Here is a 16,495-nt window from a genome sequence, read left to right as displayed (position 1 = left end):
CGCGGGGGAATTCATTCTGCTGCTGTTTCGTGGGCTCGGGGCATAATGGCAAAAAACGAGAAGAATTTTTATGCACTTCATACGCAAAAATATCTATAACCCCTTAGCGGTAGGCGTTGCCTTTGCAGTTCTAGCGGCCATTATCTTTGCCACGCTATGGATTTTGATTCCTCCACCTCCTCGGTCTATCGAACTGGCAACCGGCTTCCCCACTGGTTTATATCAGCAGTTTGGGGAAAAACTGCAAAGTAGTCTGTCTCAGGAGGGAGTGTCACTCAAGTTAAGAACTACGGGTGGCACTAGTGATAACTTAGCATTAATCAATGACCCTAATTCTGGGGTTGATTTTGCAATGGTGCAGGGCGGTGTCGCTGATGTATCAAAACATTCGAATTTGGTATCGATTGCCGGCGTTTTTTATGAGCCGGTGTGGGTTTGGTACAGGGAGTCTGCCTTCAAAAGCGAGGGCGGACGTCTAAACTTGCTGAGTCAATTAAAGGGTAAGCGCGTTTCGATTGGTAGTGAAGGTAGTGGCACCCTCACTCTCGCTTCTCAATTGCTCGAGGCAAGCGGGTTGAGTATGCGTGATCTTGATGTAGAAAAACTAAAGCCACTAGAGGCATTAGAGAAGTTCAAAAAAGGTCAGCTGGATGCTGTATTTTTAGTGAGTGCTGCCGAAGCGCCGCTCGTAAAAAGTTTTTATCAAACAGCCGATATTCGCTTAATGAATTTTGAGCAGGCGGATGCCTATGTGCGTCTTTTTCCATTCCTCTCAAAGGTAACAGTGCCTCGGGGTGTGGTGAGTATTGCCTATGATCTTCCTAAGCAAGATATACAAGTATTAGCAGCCACAGCTACTTTAGTGGGCAAAGAGGATGTCAGTCCCGCGTTGGTGACCTTATTGCTTGGGGAAACCTATGATATTTTGAAGACGTACTCTTACTTACAGAAGCCGGGAGAGTTTCCGTCTGGGACTGGCTTGGATTTCCCCATTCATGCTGATGCAGAGATTTACTTAAAAGATGGCCCATCATTTCTTCATCGTCATCTCCCTTTCTGGACGGCAGTGTGGATTGGGCGATTCGCTAAGGTTGTGATCCCCTTGCTGGTGATTTTGATCCCACTGTTTACGTATATCCCAGCTGCAAAGAACTTGTTATTACGATTGAAGCTGTCTCAGGTCTATGAGGAGCTCAAAGTAATAGAAAAAAATGCGTTCAATCCCGAATTACGGGAAAAGAATTACCAGGATCTAGAAGATATTGAGCGCAGGGTAGGTAATATCAAGGTCTCGATGCTCGATGCCAAAGAGCTCTATGACCTGAAGGGGCATGTAGGGGAAGTGCGTGGCCGCTTAAATTTGGCTGCTTGAATCTTTTTGCCGCCGATCCCCTAAAATGAAGCAATGACCTCTCCAACTCTACTGCCGCCACTCACCCCTATTCAGGATTTGACTCAATCCTTGCGAGGTGATGGTTTTGCTATTCTTTCTGCGCAGGACGTAGCCCAAATAGCGGGAGTTGATCTTGATCGCTTGCTCAGCCTTAATCAGTTTTGGGATGATTTGCCAAGAGATCCTTATCTGAAGGATGGAGGGCGTTACCGCTTTCGTCGTCATGCGAGCTATGAGATCAAGCAGGGTGGACTTGGAATGGTTCCGCATCGAGCACATTGGCAATCAGTGAATTACAACGCCTTACATGGTGGTATTGAGAGATGGTTTGAGCCCTCACAGATTGAATTGACGGGTAACTCTGCGTGGCAATCTCTTTTATTGGGCTTGGCTCAAGTGCTCAATAGCGTGAAGCCAGTTGCTGCTTGGTTTGTTGAGGCGCATCAATTTCGGATTGATACAACCGATGGGATTGGTCGCCCCACTCCTGAGGGTGCTCATCGTGATGGTGTTGATTTTGTAGCCGTCTTTTTAGTGAATCGAGTCGGTATTAAAGGTGGTGAAACTCGTATTTTTGAGGCGGGTGGGTCTACTGGTTTGAGATTTACCCTAACCGAGCCCTGGTCTTTGTTGCTCATGAATGATGAAAGAATGATTCATGAATCGACCCCCATACAACCAACAGGGTCTCACGGCTTTAGGGACACCTTGGTGCTCACCTTCCGATCAAATAGTTTTCAAGATTCGCCAGCTCACAGCCAGCAGTAATGCTTGTTAGGATGAATGGACGGGTTGATATGGCCAATCTTTTAGTAAGCTCTTATGCGTTTTAAATCGACTAATTACACTCCCCTGATGCTTATGGCGCAGACCTGTGCATTACTGGGCTTCGCGTGCTATGCCGTTGTATTAACAACTCTGCAAGACGAGTGGCATCTCAGTAACTTGCAATCGGGTTTAATCGCCAGTGCTTTTTTCTTTGGTTATATGCTGATGGTTCCGTTGGCAACTGCATTGACCGATCGAGTAGATGCAAAAAAGATCTACCTGATTGGTGGACTCTTAGCTACTGTTGGTTTGCTGGGCATGGGACTCTTAGCTGATAATTTTTGGACTGCCCTAATATTTATGGCGCTCAATGGTGCGGGATTAGCGGGTACCTACATGCCGGGTTTAAAGATCTTGTCAGATCGTATTAAAACCGGTGAGCTCACAAGACATATTGCTTTCTATACCGCTTTTTTCGGAATTGGCACAGGCTTTTCGTATTTGTGCTCAGGATGGATATTGGATGCACTAGGTTGGCGCTATGTTTTTGGCTTGATCGCCTTAGGCCCATTTACCGCCTTCTTAATTGTGCTCTTGTTGATTCCTGCGCTGACTCATGAGAAATGGCACGGCCCAATTCACATTCGATTGCGAGATATTTTTCCAGTTGATAAATGGCGTTTGGTATTACAAGATAAAACTGCTTCCGGATTCATTTTTGGTTATACCGCTCACTCGATTGAGTTATTTGCATCCCGCAGTTGGATTGTGGCTTTTTTTGGATTTTGTGCGATTGCTTCGGGTGAACCATTTTTATTGACCGCGACCACCCTTGCAGGCGTGATTAACTTTTTTGGTGTTCCCTCATCCATTCTTGGAAACGAAATTGCTTTAAAGATCGGCCGTCAAAAATGGATTTGTTTTGTCATGCTCACCAGCGCCATCTTTGGGGTTGCATTGGCTTTATCGACGGGCCAGTCTTGGTGGCTGATTGTTTCTTTAGCAATAGGGCATGCCATGTTCATCATGGCGGACTCTGCCACCTTAACTGCTGGCTTGGTGGTGAGCGCCAAAGAGGGAGTGAAGGGTGCTGCGATGGGCCTACACTCTTTAATGGGCTTTGGTGGTGGTTTGTTGGGCCCTGCAATTTTTGGTTTTGTGCTGGATTTAACGGGCTCACGCACATCTCAAATTTCTTGGGTCTGGGCTTACGCAGCCGTAGTAGTGTGGGGTATCTTGTTTGTAATCTATGAACGCCGGAGTGGTTGGGTGAGCAAGCCTCTTAAGGGGCAAATTAATAACCATAGATAAATGCGCGCGCCGGACTGCGAATTATTAAATGGTTTCCGCCTAAAGCTGATGTGAGTCCTGAAGCTTTGGACGAAAGAAATTCTTTCCCAAAAAGTTATGAAGCTATCCGACTACCAACCCAATAGGCAGCGGTGGCCGATAGCGCAGTCACTGAGGATCCCCAGGCGATATCAACGAATGCCAGTCGAACTGGAAAGTCGCGAATCACGGCTAAATTGGTCAGGTCGTAAGTCATATAACAAAAGAATCCAAATAGAGCGCCGTATTGCAGCGCATAAATCCAAGACTGTTTCGAAATAGCAGGAAGAATCACGAAAATCACTGCACCAAGTGCGTATAAAAGATAAAAGGCTAGCCCAGCCAGCAACTTAGGCTCGCTTGCCATCAGTGAGCCCATATCGTCACGGTAGAGATTTTTGGCTATACCAAGAAGCCAAATTAAGTCGATGATGACCAATGACAGTAGGAACGAAAAATAGACCGCTAAGTAATTGAGCAATTGAGTTTTCCTTTTATGCTTTTACATGTGACTAATAAGGATTATGATGGAATGAAGATCTTTGCAGTTTAATTTAACAGGAGTCGATATGTTTAAGCACTTATTAGTACCAGTGGATGGTTCAGACGTAAGTAAAAAGTCACTAAAGAAGGTGGCTTTGCTTGCTAAGGCGGACAAGGCTGTTGTGACATTAGTCTACGTATCCGATCCCATGCCCCCGATGGTCTATTCTGATAGCACCATGGGTTACGGGATCTCTCAAAAGGACCATAAAAAGGTTTGCGAAGCTTTTGCTGCTGACGTCTTCAAAAAGGCCATTGTCGCCTTAGGCGTTGGCGTGAAGACCAACACCTTGCATATGCCAAATGGTAATTTATCCGAAGGGATTTTGGATGGTGCTAAGAAAGCCAAGGCAGATGTGATTGTGATGGCCTCACACAAGCGTAGTGGGATCAAAGGTTTTTTATTGGGTAGCGAAACACACGAGGTCATTGTGCATTCGAAATTGCCAGTGCTGGTTCTTGGGTAATAGCTACAGTATTAAAAATGAAGGGGTCCATCGGACCCCTTTTTTATTCTTTACTTAGGCTGTTAAGTAGTCCATCTAATTTTTATCCGGTAGCTCGGAGTTGGTGATGGGCGTACCTAACAGTAGAACCTCTCTGGTGAGGAGTCCGCTATCGCTATCACGCATATTCCATAAATCTAATTGTGTTTTTTGACTATAGGGATCAACGTAGACACCATCTTTTCTGAGTTCAAAATGCAGGTGGGGCCCAGTAGAGCGTCCAGTCGACCCAACGTAACCTATTTCTAGTCCACGTCGAACTTCATTACCCACTTCAAGTTCGACGTTGTAGCTACTCAAGTGTGCGTAGTAGGTGCGGTAATTTCCCGGGTGCTCAAGAATAATCAGGTTTCCAAAGGCACCGCTATAGCCTAAATGGACTACTTTGCCGGTGGCTACACTAAAGATCGGCGTGCCAGTAGGAGCTGCGTAGTCAATACCCATATGCGCGCGGTAGCGTTGTTTAGGCGCAGCAGCAGGTGCAACGCCATTTTTTGCGGGAGCCACTTTTTTACTCGAAGCTCGCACGCTACCAACACCCCTCGAGATGCGTCGATAGCTCAGTGGATTGGTCCAGAAGGTGCGCTCAATAGATTCCCCAGTGCCGGTATAGAAGGCGCCCGGAATATCGTTACGCTCGACCCAAAATGCACTAGCAAATACCTCTTGTGTGGCGGGATCAATAATCTCTACCGCCCAAATTTGCGCCCAGCGCTCTTTGTCGCCAAAATCAACGATGAGGCGAACAATACTATTGGTATTTTCTAGAGCGTTACTTTCATCGGGATAAATTTGCTTGATGACTGAATTCAGCTCCCAGATTAGCTCTACCGGTAATTTATCTCCGACCCTTTTGGGGTCATATAGCACGTCACTAAGTTTTAGCTGAACTTCAGTAAAGCGCTTGGATTCTTCTTTTAAGTAGTCTTGCTGAATCAAGAAGCTGCCCGCCGCTGAGGGTGTAAATGTCCAAACCTCGGTCTTGGCATCCTGTATTGGGCCGTTCATGATGCTGAGTGACTCAAAGCGATTACGATTTCCAAGGGCTAGCGCGTAAGGAATGCAATTGCCGCGCATGCGATCAAAAAACCCTTTGGTCTGGGCTCTAAAAAAATCACTGAAATTACGATCTTGCAGGCCTAGGTTGGCGGGAAGACTCTCCTCGTTAAAGGTGCGACGTAGGCAACCGCGTTGCACGCGATAGTCTAGATTTGCTCCGCTTGCATTAGTGTGATCGCCATCAATTCTTTTAAACAGTTCGGGATCCAAACTCAGACTCTTTGAAGGCTTATCGATTGCACTTTCTTTGACTTTGATACCAGACTGTTTGCTAGTAGAGGCCGCAGACTTTTGCTTGATCTGTGGAGTCTTATTCGCTGTCTTATTCGTTGTATTAGGCTGGCTTGCTGGTTGCGCTTGTGCACTAGAGATAATCCCTAGCGTCAGCAATACCATCAGCATGATTAGGGAGGGCCCAATCATTTGGCTTACATTATTCAGCCAGTTAGGCAGATGACTTGCGCTGTTCTTCACTGCCCAATTATCCAATATTGTGGCCGAACTCTCTAATATTTATGTTGTAGTGCAACAATTTTCTATTGAAGTGGGTCAAGGAAAGTGACAAAAGTTATCGATACAATTATTTTTTGAATTAGGAGTTCACATGCCCATTATTGAGTCAGTATCAGTTGCAGCGGTTGTGGTCCCTTTGGATAAGGTCACTTCCTTTTCCACTCGTACGGTTTCAGAGCGGCACTATTGCTTAGTAAAGGTACGCGGCAAGGATGGCAATGAGGGCATTGGTTTTTGCTACGTTGGTAGCGCTGGTGGCGATATTGCCAAGATTGCTGTCGAGCAGTTACTAGCCCCAAAGTTGATTGGTCAAAACAGTCACCGCAGCGAAGGTCTGTGGATGGAAATGTATAACGAATCTATTCTGCAGGGCCGTTCTGGCGCAGTCATGCGAGGCATTTCGATCCTAGATACGGCGCTGTGGGATTTAAATGCCCGCGCTGCTAAATTACCTCTCCATCATTACTTGGGATCGGTGGTAGATGACCGCGTGCCTGCCTACGCTAGTGGTGGCTATTACTTGGATGGAAAAACCCCTGCCAAGCTGGGCAAGGAGATGGAGTCCTATGTGAAACAGGGCTTTAAAGCTGTCAAAATGAAAGTAGGTCGCCTTTCTCCAAGGGAGGAGGAGGCGCGCGTGAAGGCTGCTCGTAAGGCCGTAGGTGAGGATGTTTTGCTGACCTTAGATGCAAACAATGCTTGGCGTGATTTACCAACGGCGCTGGAATACATTCGTCGCTTTGAAGCCTACAACCCATATTGGATTGAAGAGCCCTTCTCGCCAGACGCAATTGATTTACATGCCGCCTTGGCACGCCAAACCACAATTAATGTCGCCACCGGTGAGATGGAGTCTGGACGCTGGCGTTTTAGGGAGTTGATCGATTTTGGTGGCGCTGCCATTTTGCAGTCTGATGCCGCAGTGTGTGGTGGCATTACAGAGTGGCGCCGTATCTCAGCTTATGCAGATTTAAAAGGAGTGATTGTGTGTCCGCACTGGATGCATGATTTGCATGCTCCTCTGGTAGCTGCAACACCCAATGCCCGCTTTGTAGAGTTTTTCTTAGATGATCAGGTCTTGAATTTCCGCCGGTTGATCAATAAGCAGCTCACCTTTAAGAATGGCGATTTGATCTTGCATAAAACCCCAGGCTTAGGTTTCGAGTTTGATGAGGCCGCAGTCAAAAAGTATGCTGGTAAGTTAGCTTGGACAAAAATTGTCTAAATGACTTGCTGTAATGCTTGGTAGTTGACAGGCAAAAATAATCCCGCACTGAGCGGGATTATTTTTGCTGCAGTTCGTTGAGCTTAACTTAGGCTGCCTTAGACTTCATCTTAGAGTAGGCCATGAACTGAGTAATGAGTACCAAGCCAAAACCAGCGAAGCCGATTAAGTCTGCTTCCATTGATGGGTAGGCTAGTGCTACGCCAGAGATCACCATAATCACTCGCTCAAATACTTTGGTTTTTTCAATAAACCAACCCTGTAAGCCGCCGGCCAAACAAATGATGCCAACTACAGCAGTAAATGAAATCCAGGCAATCTGCATCCAGTCCGCTTGCTCTAAGGCCGATGTCGAGCCCATGAGCAATAAGCTCACACCAGACTCATCGAGTACAAACATGAATGGCACCAAAATAGCAGGGGCAACGTACTTCCATGTTTGCAAGGTGGTCTTGTAAGGATTGCCCTTACAAATCGCTGCAGCTGCAAAGGGTGAAAGAGCAGTTGGAGGAGATACCTCGGAGAGGACTGCGTAGTAGAAGATAAACATATGTGCAGCAAATGCAGGCACACCTAAGTTAATCAGGGCTGGTGCAGCGATCACAGCACAAATAATGTAAGAGGCGGTTACCGGTACTGCAAGGCCGACGATCCACACAATCAATGCTGTAAAGATGGCTGTTAGTAGTAAGGAGCCGCCGGCGTACTGAATCACAATCGAGCTAAATTTGAGACCAAGTCCGGTAAGGGTCACTGTTCCAACAATCAGGCCTGCACCCGCACACGTTACTGCAATCGCTAATACACCCGTAGAGCCAGATGAGAGCGCTTTGACTAAGTTAGATCGATAAAGGCCAGAAAGAATAGGTTCTTTACCTCTAAACCAGGCCCATGGAATGATTGCCGTATCTTCACGCAACATGCTTGAAAAAGCGGAAACAACGGTCGCCCAAAAGACTGACATCACGGGCGAGAAACCAAACATCATGAACACCACGATGGAGATCAAGGAGAAAAAATGAAACCAGTATTTTTTGGTTAACTGCCAGGCGCTTTCTGCGGATGCAAATTGAATACCTTTCATACCGTACTTACGTACATCGATTTCGACCATGACAAACAATCCAAGGTAGAACAGAATCGTGGGAATGGTTGCCATAAGCAACACATCTAAGTAGGAAATTTTGAGGAAGTCAGCAATCAGGAAAGCAGCAGCACCCAATACCGGGGGTGAGATGATGGCGCCAAGTCCGCCTGCAGCTAAAAGGCCACCTGCAGCATTTTTTTCGTAACCGACTTTTTCAAGCATAGGCGCAGCAACAGAGCCAACCGTAACGGTGGTCGCCACACCCGAACCTGATGGGCCGCCCATCAGGAATGACGATAGAACAATCGTTCTACCTACCCCAGATGATTTGCCGCCCATTGCGGCAAAAGAGAAGTCAATGAAGAATTTTCCTGCGCCAGTGAACTGCAAAAAGGCGCCAAAGATAGTGAATAAAATAATCAAGGTTGCAGAGACGTCGACGGCAGTTCCATAGATACCTTCTAGACTCATGTACATATAACCCACCAGCCTATCTAAGCCATAACCTTTGTGGGTCCATGGGGCGGGAAGGTAATTGCCAAAGAAAGCATATAGCAAGAAAAGCACCGTAACAGTAACCAGTACCATGCCATTTGTTCTTCTGACGGCCTCAAGAATAATAAGGATGAGGGCAATACCAACCATAACGTCAGTAGAGTCTGGCGAGGTATTTCTGTCCATCAGATCATCGCCACCGGCCAGAATGTAATAAGCGATAGCAATTGAGCCTACGGCAAGTAAGACATCCCAAAACATCAACTTGTTTTTAAAACGAGCCGAAATAGGAAAGCTTAAAAATACTAAAAATAGGACTAGAGCAACGTGAATGACTCTGAGTTGGTGGGTTGGAACGATCGAGTAGGCTGCATACAAATGAAATAAAGACATGCCTACTGCTACTAGCGTGATGAATATAGCTAGTAGACCTTTGTAGTCATTAGAGTCGCCCTCTTCTTGCTTGATGAAGGCGTCTAGCTTATCTTGGGTTTCGTTATCAATTGCGTTTTGATTCATGTCTTAATTCGTCTATTTTTATATTGATGTATTGCATTAAAGCAGAAGGGGTGAGATTAACTCACCCCGATATGGCTTAGTTTACTTTGATGCCTTTTTCTTTAAAGTACTTCAACGCGCCTGGATGATATGCAATCGGCGAGGCATTCGCTTTTTGATTCTCTAGCTTAATGTTTCTGTATTCAGCATGTGAGCGTACCAGTTCAAGCTGATTATCAAAAACAGCTTTAACGATTTTGTATGCTTCTGCATCAGACATAGAAGCATTCACAACTAACAGATTTGCAACCGCTGCCACATTGTTATCTTTTTCCATGCCGCTATAAGTTTGCTTTGTAATCAGGGCTGGGAAGTAAAGATTGCCATATTTTTTATTCATAGCAGGAACTTCGGCAGCGCTGTCTACCATGACAATTTTCATGCCTGGGCTATTGGCAAGATCTGTTACAGCTGCTGTTGGTAAACCACCAACCCAGAAGAAAGCGTCGATTTTGCGATCTTTAACAGCATTGACTGACTCTGCAACACTCAAACGCTCACGCTTAACATCTTTGTCTTTGTCAAGGCCAGCAGCCTCGAGCAAACGAAATGCCATGACTTCAGTTGCGCTACCAGGTGAGCCGGTACTTACGCGCTTACCTTTTAAATCTTTCATGGTTTTAATGCCGGTGGATTCTACGGTAACAACGTGCATTTGGTTTGGATACAGAATGAGTAAGTTCCGCAAATCTATTGGCTTGCCCTTAAATTTGTCTTCACCATCTTTTGCATCTTTGGCGGCATCTGCCATTGAGAAACCAACGTAAGGTTTGCCACTACCAACGAGTTTTAAATTATCAACTGAGCCGCCTGTAACTTCAGCGGTTGCTGACATTCCTGGTACATGCTTGGATAAGACTGAGGCAAGTCCACCACCCATTGGGTAGTAAACGCCACCAGTACCACCGGTTGCGATAGAGATATTTTGTGCTTGTGCGGCACTAAACATCATCGTGAGTGATACAGCAATAACTTTGATTAGTTTCATTATTTTGTCTCCTGTTTTGCGTTTGTTGAATTAAAGACCTGACATACTAAAATTAATTTTTTGTAACTCTCCCAATAACTTCGCTTGCTGGTCTGCGCTGAGCTGCATAAGTGGTGGGCGTACGCGTAACCACTCAGAATCCTTGCTGTAATGTGCAACAGCAGTTTTCATACCGGCAATCATCTGATATTGAGCAAAAATAGATCGTACTTGATCTAGAGCGCCTTGGAGTTGATCTGCATCAGATTCTTTCCAATGCGCCGCCAATTCTGCGATGGCCTTAGGGTTTACGTTAGCTGTAGCGGAAATACAGCCAACTCCACCCGCTCGGAGGGTGCGCATTAAGAACACTTCGCTACCAGCGTAAACCCGGAAACCGGATGGCGCCAATAGCTTGATTACGGACTCGGTGTAAGCCCAGTCTCCGGAGCTATCTTTCATACCAACAACCGTTTTTGGGTACTCCTTAGTCAGGCGCTCTAATAACGAGAGACTAAGATTGATTTTGGTGACTGGCGGAATGTTGTAGATATACATCTGCAATCCTGCATCACCCACCTTTTGAATGACTTCTGAGAAATAGGCGAAGAGGCCATCATCAGTAACGTCTTTATAGTAGAACGGTGGCAGCATCAATACGCCAGCGCACTGGTGTTTTACCGCATGTCGCGTCATATTTACGGTGGCATCAATTGAGGTGGCACCTGTTCCAGGCATCATGTGCGCTGGGTTTAGGCCGCCTTCAATGAGGGTTGTTAGGGTACCCATCTTTTGAGGTGCCGACATCGAGTTTGCCTCAGAGTTGGTGCCAAAAATCGCTTGACCAACTCCATTTGCTTCGAGCCATTGGCATTGTTTCAATAACTTTTGTGCATTTGGGCTGCCATCTGCATTAAAAGGAGTCAATACGGGTGATAGCACCGCAGGTAGGGTAGAAGGGTGAAGGGACATGGTCATACGTGCTCCGATTTAATTTTTAACTTCGGTCAGAAGTGGCTGTTGATTATAAAAAGCTTCTAAATTGTCTATTGCTAAATTAGTCATTAATTGTCGCGTTTCGGCAGTTGCGCTACCAATATGCGGTGTTAGTAAGACATTATCAAGACTTAGGAACTGAGGGTTGGGATTGGGTTCATTTTCAAATACGTCGAGTGCTGCACCTGCGATCTTTTTTTGCTGCAGTGCAACTAAAAGAGCACCTTCATCTACGACACTCCCTCGCGCAATATTAATGAGGTAGCCTTGGGCTCCCAGGGATGCCAATATTTCCGCATTAATCATCTTGTCTGTTTCTGGGCTAGCAGGGCACGCGAGGATCAGCACATCTGACGCCTGTGCCAAACCCTTGATGTCAGAGTAGTAGTTGTAGGGCAGTTCTTTCTTGGAGGGTCCGGTATAGGCAATCTGGACTTTGAAGGGCTCTAGACGTTTTGCGAAATCCTGTCCGATGCGTCCCATCCCTGCAATGCCAACACATTTACCGGCGAGTGTTGTAGTGATTTTGAATGGCGACTGAGCCCATGCGGCGGTCTTCACGAAGGCCTGTGCCTCGGGAATGCGCCGTAAGAGGCTAAACAACATACCGATAGCCAATTCGCACACTGCATCATTCAGAACCCCTGGGGTATTACTAGCTTTAACCCCATTTGCTTTTAGGTAACCCAGGGGGAGGTTGTCGTAGCCAACTCCGCAAGTCGCGACCATGCGGATAGTCGGTATTTGCTCGAGTAACCCCTGTGGGAGTTGGGTATTTGAGCGGGTCAGAATGGCGGTGAAACTTCCCTCTGGAGGTTTGCTCTGAGGGTCTAGCAGTTTGATAGTGCTCAGTCGCTTATCAATCTCCATCTGCATTATTTCTGGAAATTGGCCGACCTGCAGTACCGAATTGACTGGGATCATGTCTCGCTTACTTTTTTATTGGAATAATGAAAGTATTGTAAGAGGATTTGTAATCCTTATATCGCCACCGAAGGAGAAATTGAGATGTTGTTTACCCCAGCTGAAACTAAAGTGGTCATTGTTGGTGGTGGCACCATGGGTGCCGATGTGGCTGCCGTATGTGCCCGGGGCGGCTGTGCAGTTCAGGTAGTAGAGCCCACTACAGAACGTCGCGCACTCTTGCCAGATTATTTTGCAAATACCATGATCGATCTAGGGTATGAGCATCGCCTACATTTACTCGCCACCGCGGGTTCTTTGGAAGAAGTAGATTGGTCGGAAGTTGATTTAGTAATCGAGTGCGTACCTGAGCGTTTGGATATCAAGCAAGAGTTATTTGCGAAGTTGGAGCAATACGCAAAACCCGAGGCGGTATTAGCAAGTAATAGCACCAGCTTTCCAATTAGCGATATTGCGAAAGGTTTAAGGACGCCAGCACGCATGATTGGATTGCATTTCTTTATGCCAGCGCATTTAGTGCCTTGTGTAGAGGTGGTTTATGGAGAGAAGACCTCCACGATGGTTGGTGAAAGCCTGTCCAGATTAATGACGGCCTGCGGCATGGTGCCGGTCACTGTGAAAAAAGATTTGCCAGGTTTCTTGGCCAACCGCCTGCAACATGCTTTATCGCGTGAAGCTTTTGCCATGGTTGATGCTGGGATTGCTAGCTTAGAAGATATTGATAAGGCAGTTCGCTTCGGTTTTGGCTTTCGCTACATTGCGGCAGGACCGGCAATGCAGAGAGATCATGCGGGACTTGATGTGCATGGTGCTGGTGGAGCAACAATTTATCCGACCCTGAACAACTCACCCGAGATTGCGAAATGCTTGAGTGATCGCATCGCTAGCGGCAAGCTTGGTATGAAAACTGGTGAGGGTTTTTATTCTTGGACTGCAGAGACAATGAAGGCAGAGCGTGAGCGCTATCAGGAGGCCTTACGCGAGGGTTTGAAGATTATTCAAAAGGATCTGCCGGAGATTCAATAAAGCAGTGGTAAGTCTCTGTATTGATTTATTCTGCAGAGATGAAAAAAACTATTCGCGTCTGGGATTTGCCAGTCCGCCTATTTCATTGGCTTCTTGTCATCTGTATTGCCATGAGTTTTATTACCGTCAAGATTGGTGGTAATGCGATGGATTTTCATGCGCGTGCGGGTTATTGCGTTCTAGCTTTAATCATTTTTAGAATCTGCTGGGGCTTTATTGGCTCTCACCATGCACGCTTCATCAATTTTGTTCCTAGTCCAAAGACATTGATCTCTTTCGTATCCGGAAAAACCCCAGCGGGACTTGGCCATAGTCCATTAGGCGCCTTATCGGTCTTAGCCTTAATTGCTTCGGTTGGCGTGCAGGCGATCACTGGTTTATTTGCAAATGACGATATTGCCTTTGAGGGCCCATTGGCAAAGTATGTTTCGAGTAGTACGGTTGAGCTCTTCACTTCGGTTCATCGCCTTAATGAAACAGTACTCATTGCATTGATTGCATTGCATTTATGCGCGATCTTGTATTACCAAAAATACAAAGGTGAAAATTTAATTAAGCCGATGCTGCTAGGCGATAAAGAAATTGACCCAAGCGAGGAGATTAAATATCTATCTGCTGACTTGGGTCACGCCTCTAAAGATGGCGGTTTGCAACGCGGGCTTGCATTATTTCTGCTGAGCTTGATTGCGCTGATTCTGGGCTATGTCATTAGCGCCTAATTACTTTTTCTTAAAGTCGTCATGACAGCCTTTGCAAGTTGCCCCTGCGGCAGCAAAAGCTTTCTTAATCGCTTCTTGATCGCCTGATTGTGCGGCGGTATTAAGATTCACCACGGCGAGTTGCATTTTTTCTGAAGCTGCTTTGAATTTCGCATTATCTGACCACACTGCTGGCAGTGCGTTGCCACCTTCGGTGCCTGGGCCAAAGGCCTGCCATGGCAATGTAGAGAGTGTTGCAACAACTGCTGCATTCTTGGCAACATCGTCTTTATTAAATGGGGCTTCCCCCTTAACAACGGCGCTAATTTTTCCGAAGGAATTGGCCATCACGGTATACACACTTTGACGATATTTAATGGCGTCTTCCGGTTTTTTAAATTGAGCAAATGCAACCCCTGCGCTAACTAGTAATGTGGGTGCGAGGACAGCCAAAACAATGTGCTTGAGTTTCATCAGGGGCTCCAGTAGTTTCAATCGATTACAGGGTGGGGTGAGTACATTGCACAATTAGCATACTCTCGAATAATGACTTTTGCGAATGGCACTGCTTTTAAAAAATCATCTGTAGGGGCAGCGTGACGAAATAAACTACCCCCTTAAAGAATGTCATTAAGGGCTCCATCCAGAGATTCCCGATAATCCCAGTAAAGACGAGTGCCAGAACGATAAAGAATCCCCAGGGCTCTAGCTTTCCAAGTGCGATGGACTGACGGGCTGGTAATAAGCCCGCCAGTATGCGACCACCATCTAGCGGAGGAAGTGGGAAGAGATTAAATACCAAGAGCCCAAGGTTCCAGGTAATACCCGCTTGAGACATGGCGATCAGAAAGCGTTCCTCAATCCCAAATCCCATGAGGCCGATCAGGAGTATTGCCCAAATCAGCGCTTGAATGAAATTCGATCCTGGGCCGGCTAGAGCAACCCAAATGGAGTCAATCCGGGGATGTCGAAGGCGTCCAAAGTTAACGGGCACCGGTTTGGCGTAACCCACCAGAAAGGGTGATCCCGTCAAAATCAGCATCGCAGGAATGAGGATTGTTCCGACCGGATCTATATGTTTCAATGGATTCAGACTCACTCTGCCCAACATATAGGCAGTGTTATCGCCAAGCTTGCGAGCAGCAAAACCATGGGCTGCTTCATGGATCGTAATGGCGAAAATCAAAGGAATCGCATTAATGGCGATAGCTTGGATAGAATAGTCAGTAAACATGGCAATATGATATCTATAGGAGCAAAAAGTGACTGACGAAAAGAAACCTGAAGCAAAGACCCCAGCTAAGCCAGTAGTGGCCAAGCCTGCAGCCCGTCCCCCAGCCCCCAAAGGCCCATCCGGCCCTGGTGGAAGGCCTCAAGCTGGCTTTGGCGGTGGAAAAGCCATGATGCGCAAGGCTGGTCGCGGCCGATAGTGGATAATTGCGCTACTAATTAATGTGTTTAACAAGGATTTGGCATGAACGAATGGCATAAAGAGACGAAAGACGAAATCAACAAAAAGATCATTACCTTGATCGTGATGTTGGCAGCCGCTACTAGCTTGGCTATTTTGTTTGCATTGGTTGCAGCTCACACTGGTTACGTATTCGGTTAATTTGCTTGAATGACTAGCCATCGCCAACCTGCAATATTTGCTGGCCATGGTAGTCCGATGTACGCTATCGAGCCCAATCGCTATACAGCCGCTTGGGCCAATCTTGGTAAATCACTAAAGCGCCCCGATGCTATTTTGGTTATCTCGGCGCATTGGGTAACCCGAGGTATATGGGTTACTGCAATGCCAAAGCCTAAAACAATTCATGACTTTGGCGGATTTCCGCAAGCCTTGTTTGAGATTCAGTACCCAGCGCCGGGAAGCCCCGCCCTTGCGGATCGAGTAAAAGAACTGTTGGATGTTCCTGTCGTATTAGAAGAGAACGAATGGGGTATTGATCATGGCGCTTGGTCTGTTCTGAAATACCTCTACCCTAACGCGGACGTACCAGTAGTACAGCTTAGCTTGGATGGCTCCTTATCTGCGAGTGAGCATTACGAGCTGGCTAAGAAATTACGCCCTTTGCGTGATGAAAATATTCTCATTCTGGCAAGCGGGAACGTGGTGCATAACTTGCGCACGATTCATTGGGAAGAGGGCGCCACTCCTTATCCTTGGGCGCGGGAGTTCAATGATTTTTTTGTATCCGAGATGAATGCAAATCACCATGAGAATTTGATCCATTGGGAGCAATATGGTGATGCCGCTCATTTGTCCATTCCGACCCCTGAGCATTATTGGCCGGCCATATATACGCTTGCTCTTCAGGAGCAAGGTGAGAGTTCCAAGACATTGACTAATGGCTTGGAGATGGGCTCTATCAGTATGTTGACGTTCTCAATTCAATAAGTAGTCA

18 protein-coding genes are annotated in these 16,495 nt (G+C 46.5%); 10 read left to right on the top strand and 8 right to left on the bottom strand.

The window, feature by feature from the left end; translation table 11 throughout:
• The first annotated feature begins 70 nt into the window (after positions 1–70).
• Genes DN92_RS08580 through DN92_RS08570 form a run of 3 tightly spaced genes read left to right on the top strand, consistent with a single transcriptional unit; the run spans position 71 to position 3,472 of the window.
• The gene (locus tag DN92_RS08580; protein WP_173960843.1) at positions 71–1,372 is read left to right on the top strand and encodes a TAXI family TRAP transporter solute-binding subunit; all 1,302 of its coding nucleotides are present in this window, start codon (positions 71–73) and stop codon (positions 1,370–1,372) included.
• 33 nt (positions 1,373–1,405) lie between these two features.
• A complete protein-coding gene (locus tag DN92_RS08575) occupies positions 1,406–2,161 on the top strand; it encodes a 2OG-Fe dioxygenase family protein (protein ID WP_173960842.1) in 756 nt (251 codons plus the stop codon).
• A gap of 54 nt (positions 2,162–2,215) precedes the next feature.
• On the top strand, positions 2,216–3,472 hold the full coding sequence (locus tag DN92_RS08570; RefSeq protein ID WP_173960841.1) for an MFS transporter: 1,257 nt from the start codon (positions 2,216–2,218) through the stop codon (positions 3,470–3,472).
• A 94-nt stretch (positions 3,473–3,566) separates the two neighbouring features.
• On the opposite strand, the gene DN92_RS08565 is transcribed toward DN92_RS08570, so the two are convergent.
• Complete coding sequence (locus DN92_RS08565; RefSeq protein WP_173960840.1) at positions 3,567–3,971, bottom strand: DUF2177 family protein; 405 nt, start codon at positions 3,969–3,971, stop codon at positions 3,567–3,569.
• Between the two features lie 88 nt (positions 3,972–4,059).
• Here DN92_RS08565 and DN92_RS08560 point away from each other — a divergent pair, with 88 nt between their 5' ends.
• Complete coding sequence (locus DN92_RS08560; RefSeq protein WP_173960839.1) at positions 4,060–4,500, top strand: universal stress protein; 441 nt, start codon at positions 4,060–4,062, stop codon at positions 4,498–4,500.
• 75 nt (positions 4,501–4,575) lie between these two features.
• Here DN92_RS08560 and DN92_RS08555 read toward each other — a convergent pair whose 3' ends face one another.
• Positions 4,576–6,021: a M23 family metallopeptidase gene (locus tag DN92_RS08555; protein ID WP_173960838.1), complete on the bottom strand. Its 1,446-nt coding sequence runs from the start codon at positions 6,019–6,021 to the stop codon at positions 4,576–4,578.
• Between the two features lie 181 nt (positions 6,022–6,202).
• Between DN92_RS08555 and DN92_RS08550 the strand changes: the two genes are divergently transcribed.
• A complete protein-coding gene (locus tag DN92_RS08550) occupies positions 6,203–7,336 on the top strand; it encodes a mandelate racemase/muconate lactonizing enzyme family protein (RefSeq protein ID WP_173960837.1) in 1,134 nt (377 codons plus the stop codon).
• An 88-nt stretch (positions 7,337–7,424) separates the two neighbouring features.
• Here DN92_RS08550 and DN92_RS08545 read toward each other — a convergent pair whose 3' ends face one another.
• The 4 genes from DN92_RS08545 to DN92_RS08530 form a co-directional block, all read right to left on the bottom strand.
• Positions 7,425–9,437 carry a TRAP transporter permease gene (locus tag DN92_RS08545; RefSeq protein WP_173960836.1) on the bottom strand — a complete coding sequence of 671 codons (2,013 nt, stop codon included), beginning with the start codon at positions 9,435–9,437 and terminating at the stop codon, positions 7,425–7,427.
• Positions 9,438–9,513: 76 nt separating this feature from the next.
• Positions 9,514–10,464, bottom strand: coding sequence for a TAXI family TRAP transporter solute-binding subunit (locus DN92_RS08540; RefSeq protein WP_173960835.1), 951 nt, complete (start codon positions 10,462–10,464; stop codon positions 9,514–9,516).
• 30 nt (positions 10,465–10,494) lie between these two features.
• Positions 10,495–11,421: a dihydrodipicolinate synthase family protein gene (locus tag DN92_RS08535; RefSeq protein WP_173960834.1), complete on the bottom strand. Its 927-nt coding sequence runs from the start codon at positions 11,419–11,421 to the stop codon at positions 10,495–10,497.
• 12 nt (positions 11,422–11,433) lie between these two features.
• Complete coding sequence (locus DN92_RS08530) at positions 11,434–12,363, bottom strand: 2-hydroxyacid dehydrogenase (RefSeq protein WP_173960833.1); 930 nt, start codon at positions 12,361–12,363, stop codon at positions 11,434–11,436.
• An 84-nt stretch (positions 12,364–12,447) separates the two neighbouring features.
• Between DN92_RS08530 and DN92_RS08525 the strand changes: the two genes are divergently transcribed.
• Together DN92_RS08525 and DN92_RS08520 are read left to right on the top strand one after the other, a co-directional pair.
• Positions 12,448–13,389, top strand: coding sequence for a 3-hydroxyacyl-CoA dehydrogenase family protein (locus DN92_RS08525; protein WP_173960832.1), 942 nt, complete (start codon positions 12,448–12,450; stop codon positions 13,387–13,389).
• 38 nt (positions 13,390–13,427) lie between these two features.
• Positions 13,428–14,108 carry a cytochrome b/b6 domain-containing protein gene (locus tag DN92_RS08520; protein ID WP_173960831.1) on the top strand — a complete coding sequence of 227 codons (681 nt, stop codon included), beginning with the start codon at positions 13,428–13,430 and terminating at the stop codon, positions 14,106–14,108.
• Here DN92_RS08520 and DN92_RS08515 read toward each other — a convergent pair whose 3' ends face one another.
• Together DN92_RS08515 and DN92_RS08510 are read right to left on the bottom strand one after the other, a co-directional pair.
• Positions 14,109–14,561: a c-type cytochrome gene (locus DN92_RS08515; RefSeq protein ID WP_173960830.1), complete on the bottom strand. Its 453-nt coding sequence runs from the start codon at positions 14,559–14,561 to the stop codon at positions 14,109–14,111.
• Between the two features lie 97 nt (positions 14,562–14,658).
• Positions 14,659–15,321, bottom strand: coding sequence for a site-2 protease family protein (locus tag DN92_RS08510; RefSeq protein ID WP_173960829.1), 663 nt, complete (start codon positions 15,319–15,321; stop codon positions 14,659–14,661).
• Between the two features lie 28 nt (positions 15,322–15,349).
• On the opposite strand from DN92_RS08510, the gene DN92_RS08505 reads away from it, so the two are divergent.
• From DN92_RS08505 to ygiD, 3 genes are read left to right on the top strand one after another with little or no spacing between them, the layout of a single operon-like run.
• Positions 15,350–15,517: a hypothetical protein gene (locus DN92_RS08505; RefSeq protein ID WP_173960828.1), complete on the top strand. Its 168-nt coding sequence runs from the start codon at positions 15,350–15,352 to the stop codon at positions 15,515–15,517.
• Between the two features lie 44 nt (positions 15,518–15,561).
• A complete protein-coding gene (locus tag DN92_RS08500; RefSeq protein WP_173960827.1) occupies positions 15,562–15,699 on the top strand; it encodes a hypothetical protein in 138 nt (45 codons plus the stop codon).
• A gap of 9 nt (positions 15,700–15,708) precedes the next feature.
• Positions 15,709–16,488: a 4,5-DOPA-extradiol-dioxygenase gene (gene ygiD, locus DN92_RS08495; protein WP_173960826.1), complete on the top strand. Its 780-nt coding sequence runs from the start codon at positions 15,709–15,711 to the stop codon at positions 16,486–16,488.
• Positions 16,489–16,495: the final 7 nt, after the last annotated feature.

The sequence above is a fragment of the Polynucleobacter arcticus genome, from assembly GCF_013307205.1.
Taxonomy (GTDB): Bacteria; Pseudomonadota; Gammaproteobacteria; order Burkholderiales; family Burkholderiaceae; genus Polynucleobacter; species Polynucleobacter arcticus.
The sequence above is the reverse complement of the archived record's forward strand: the minus strand, read 5'-3'. Positions and strand labels throughout refer to the sequence as shown.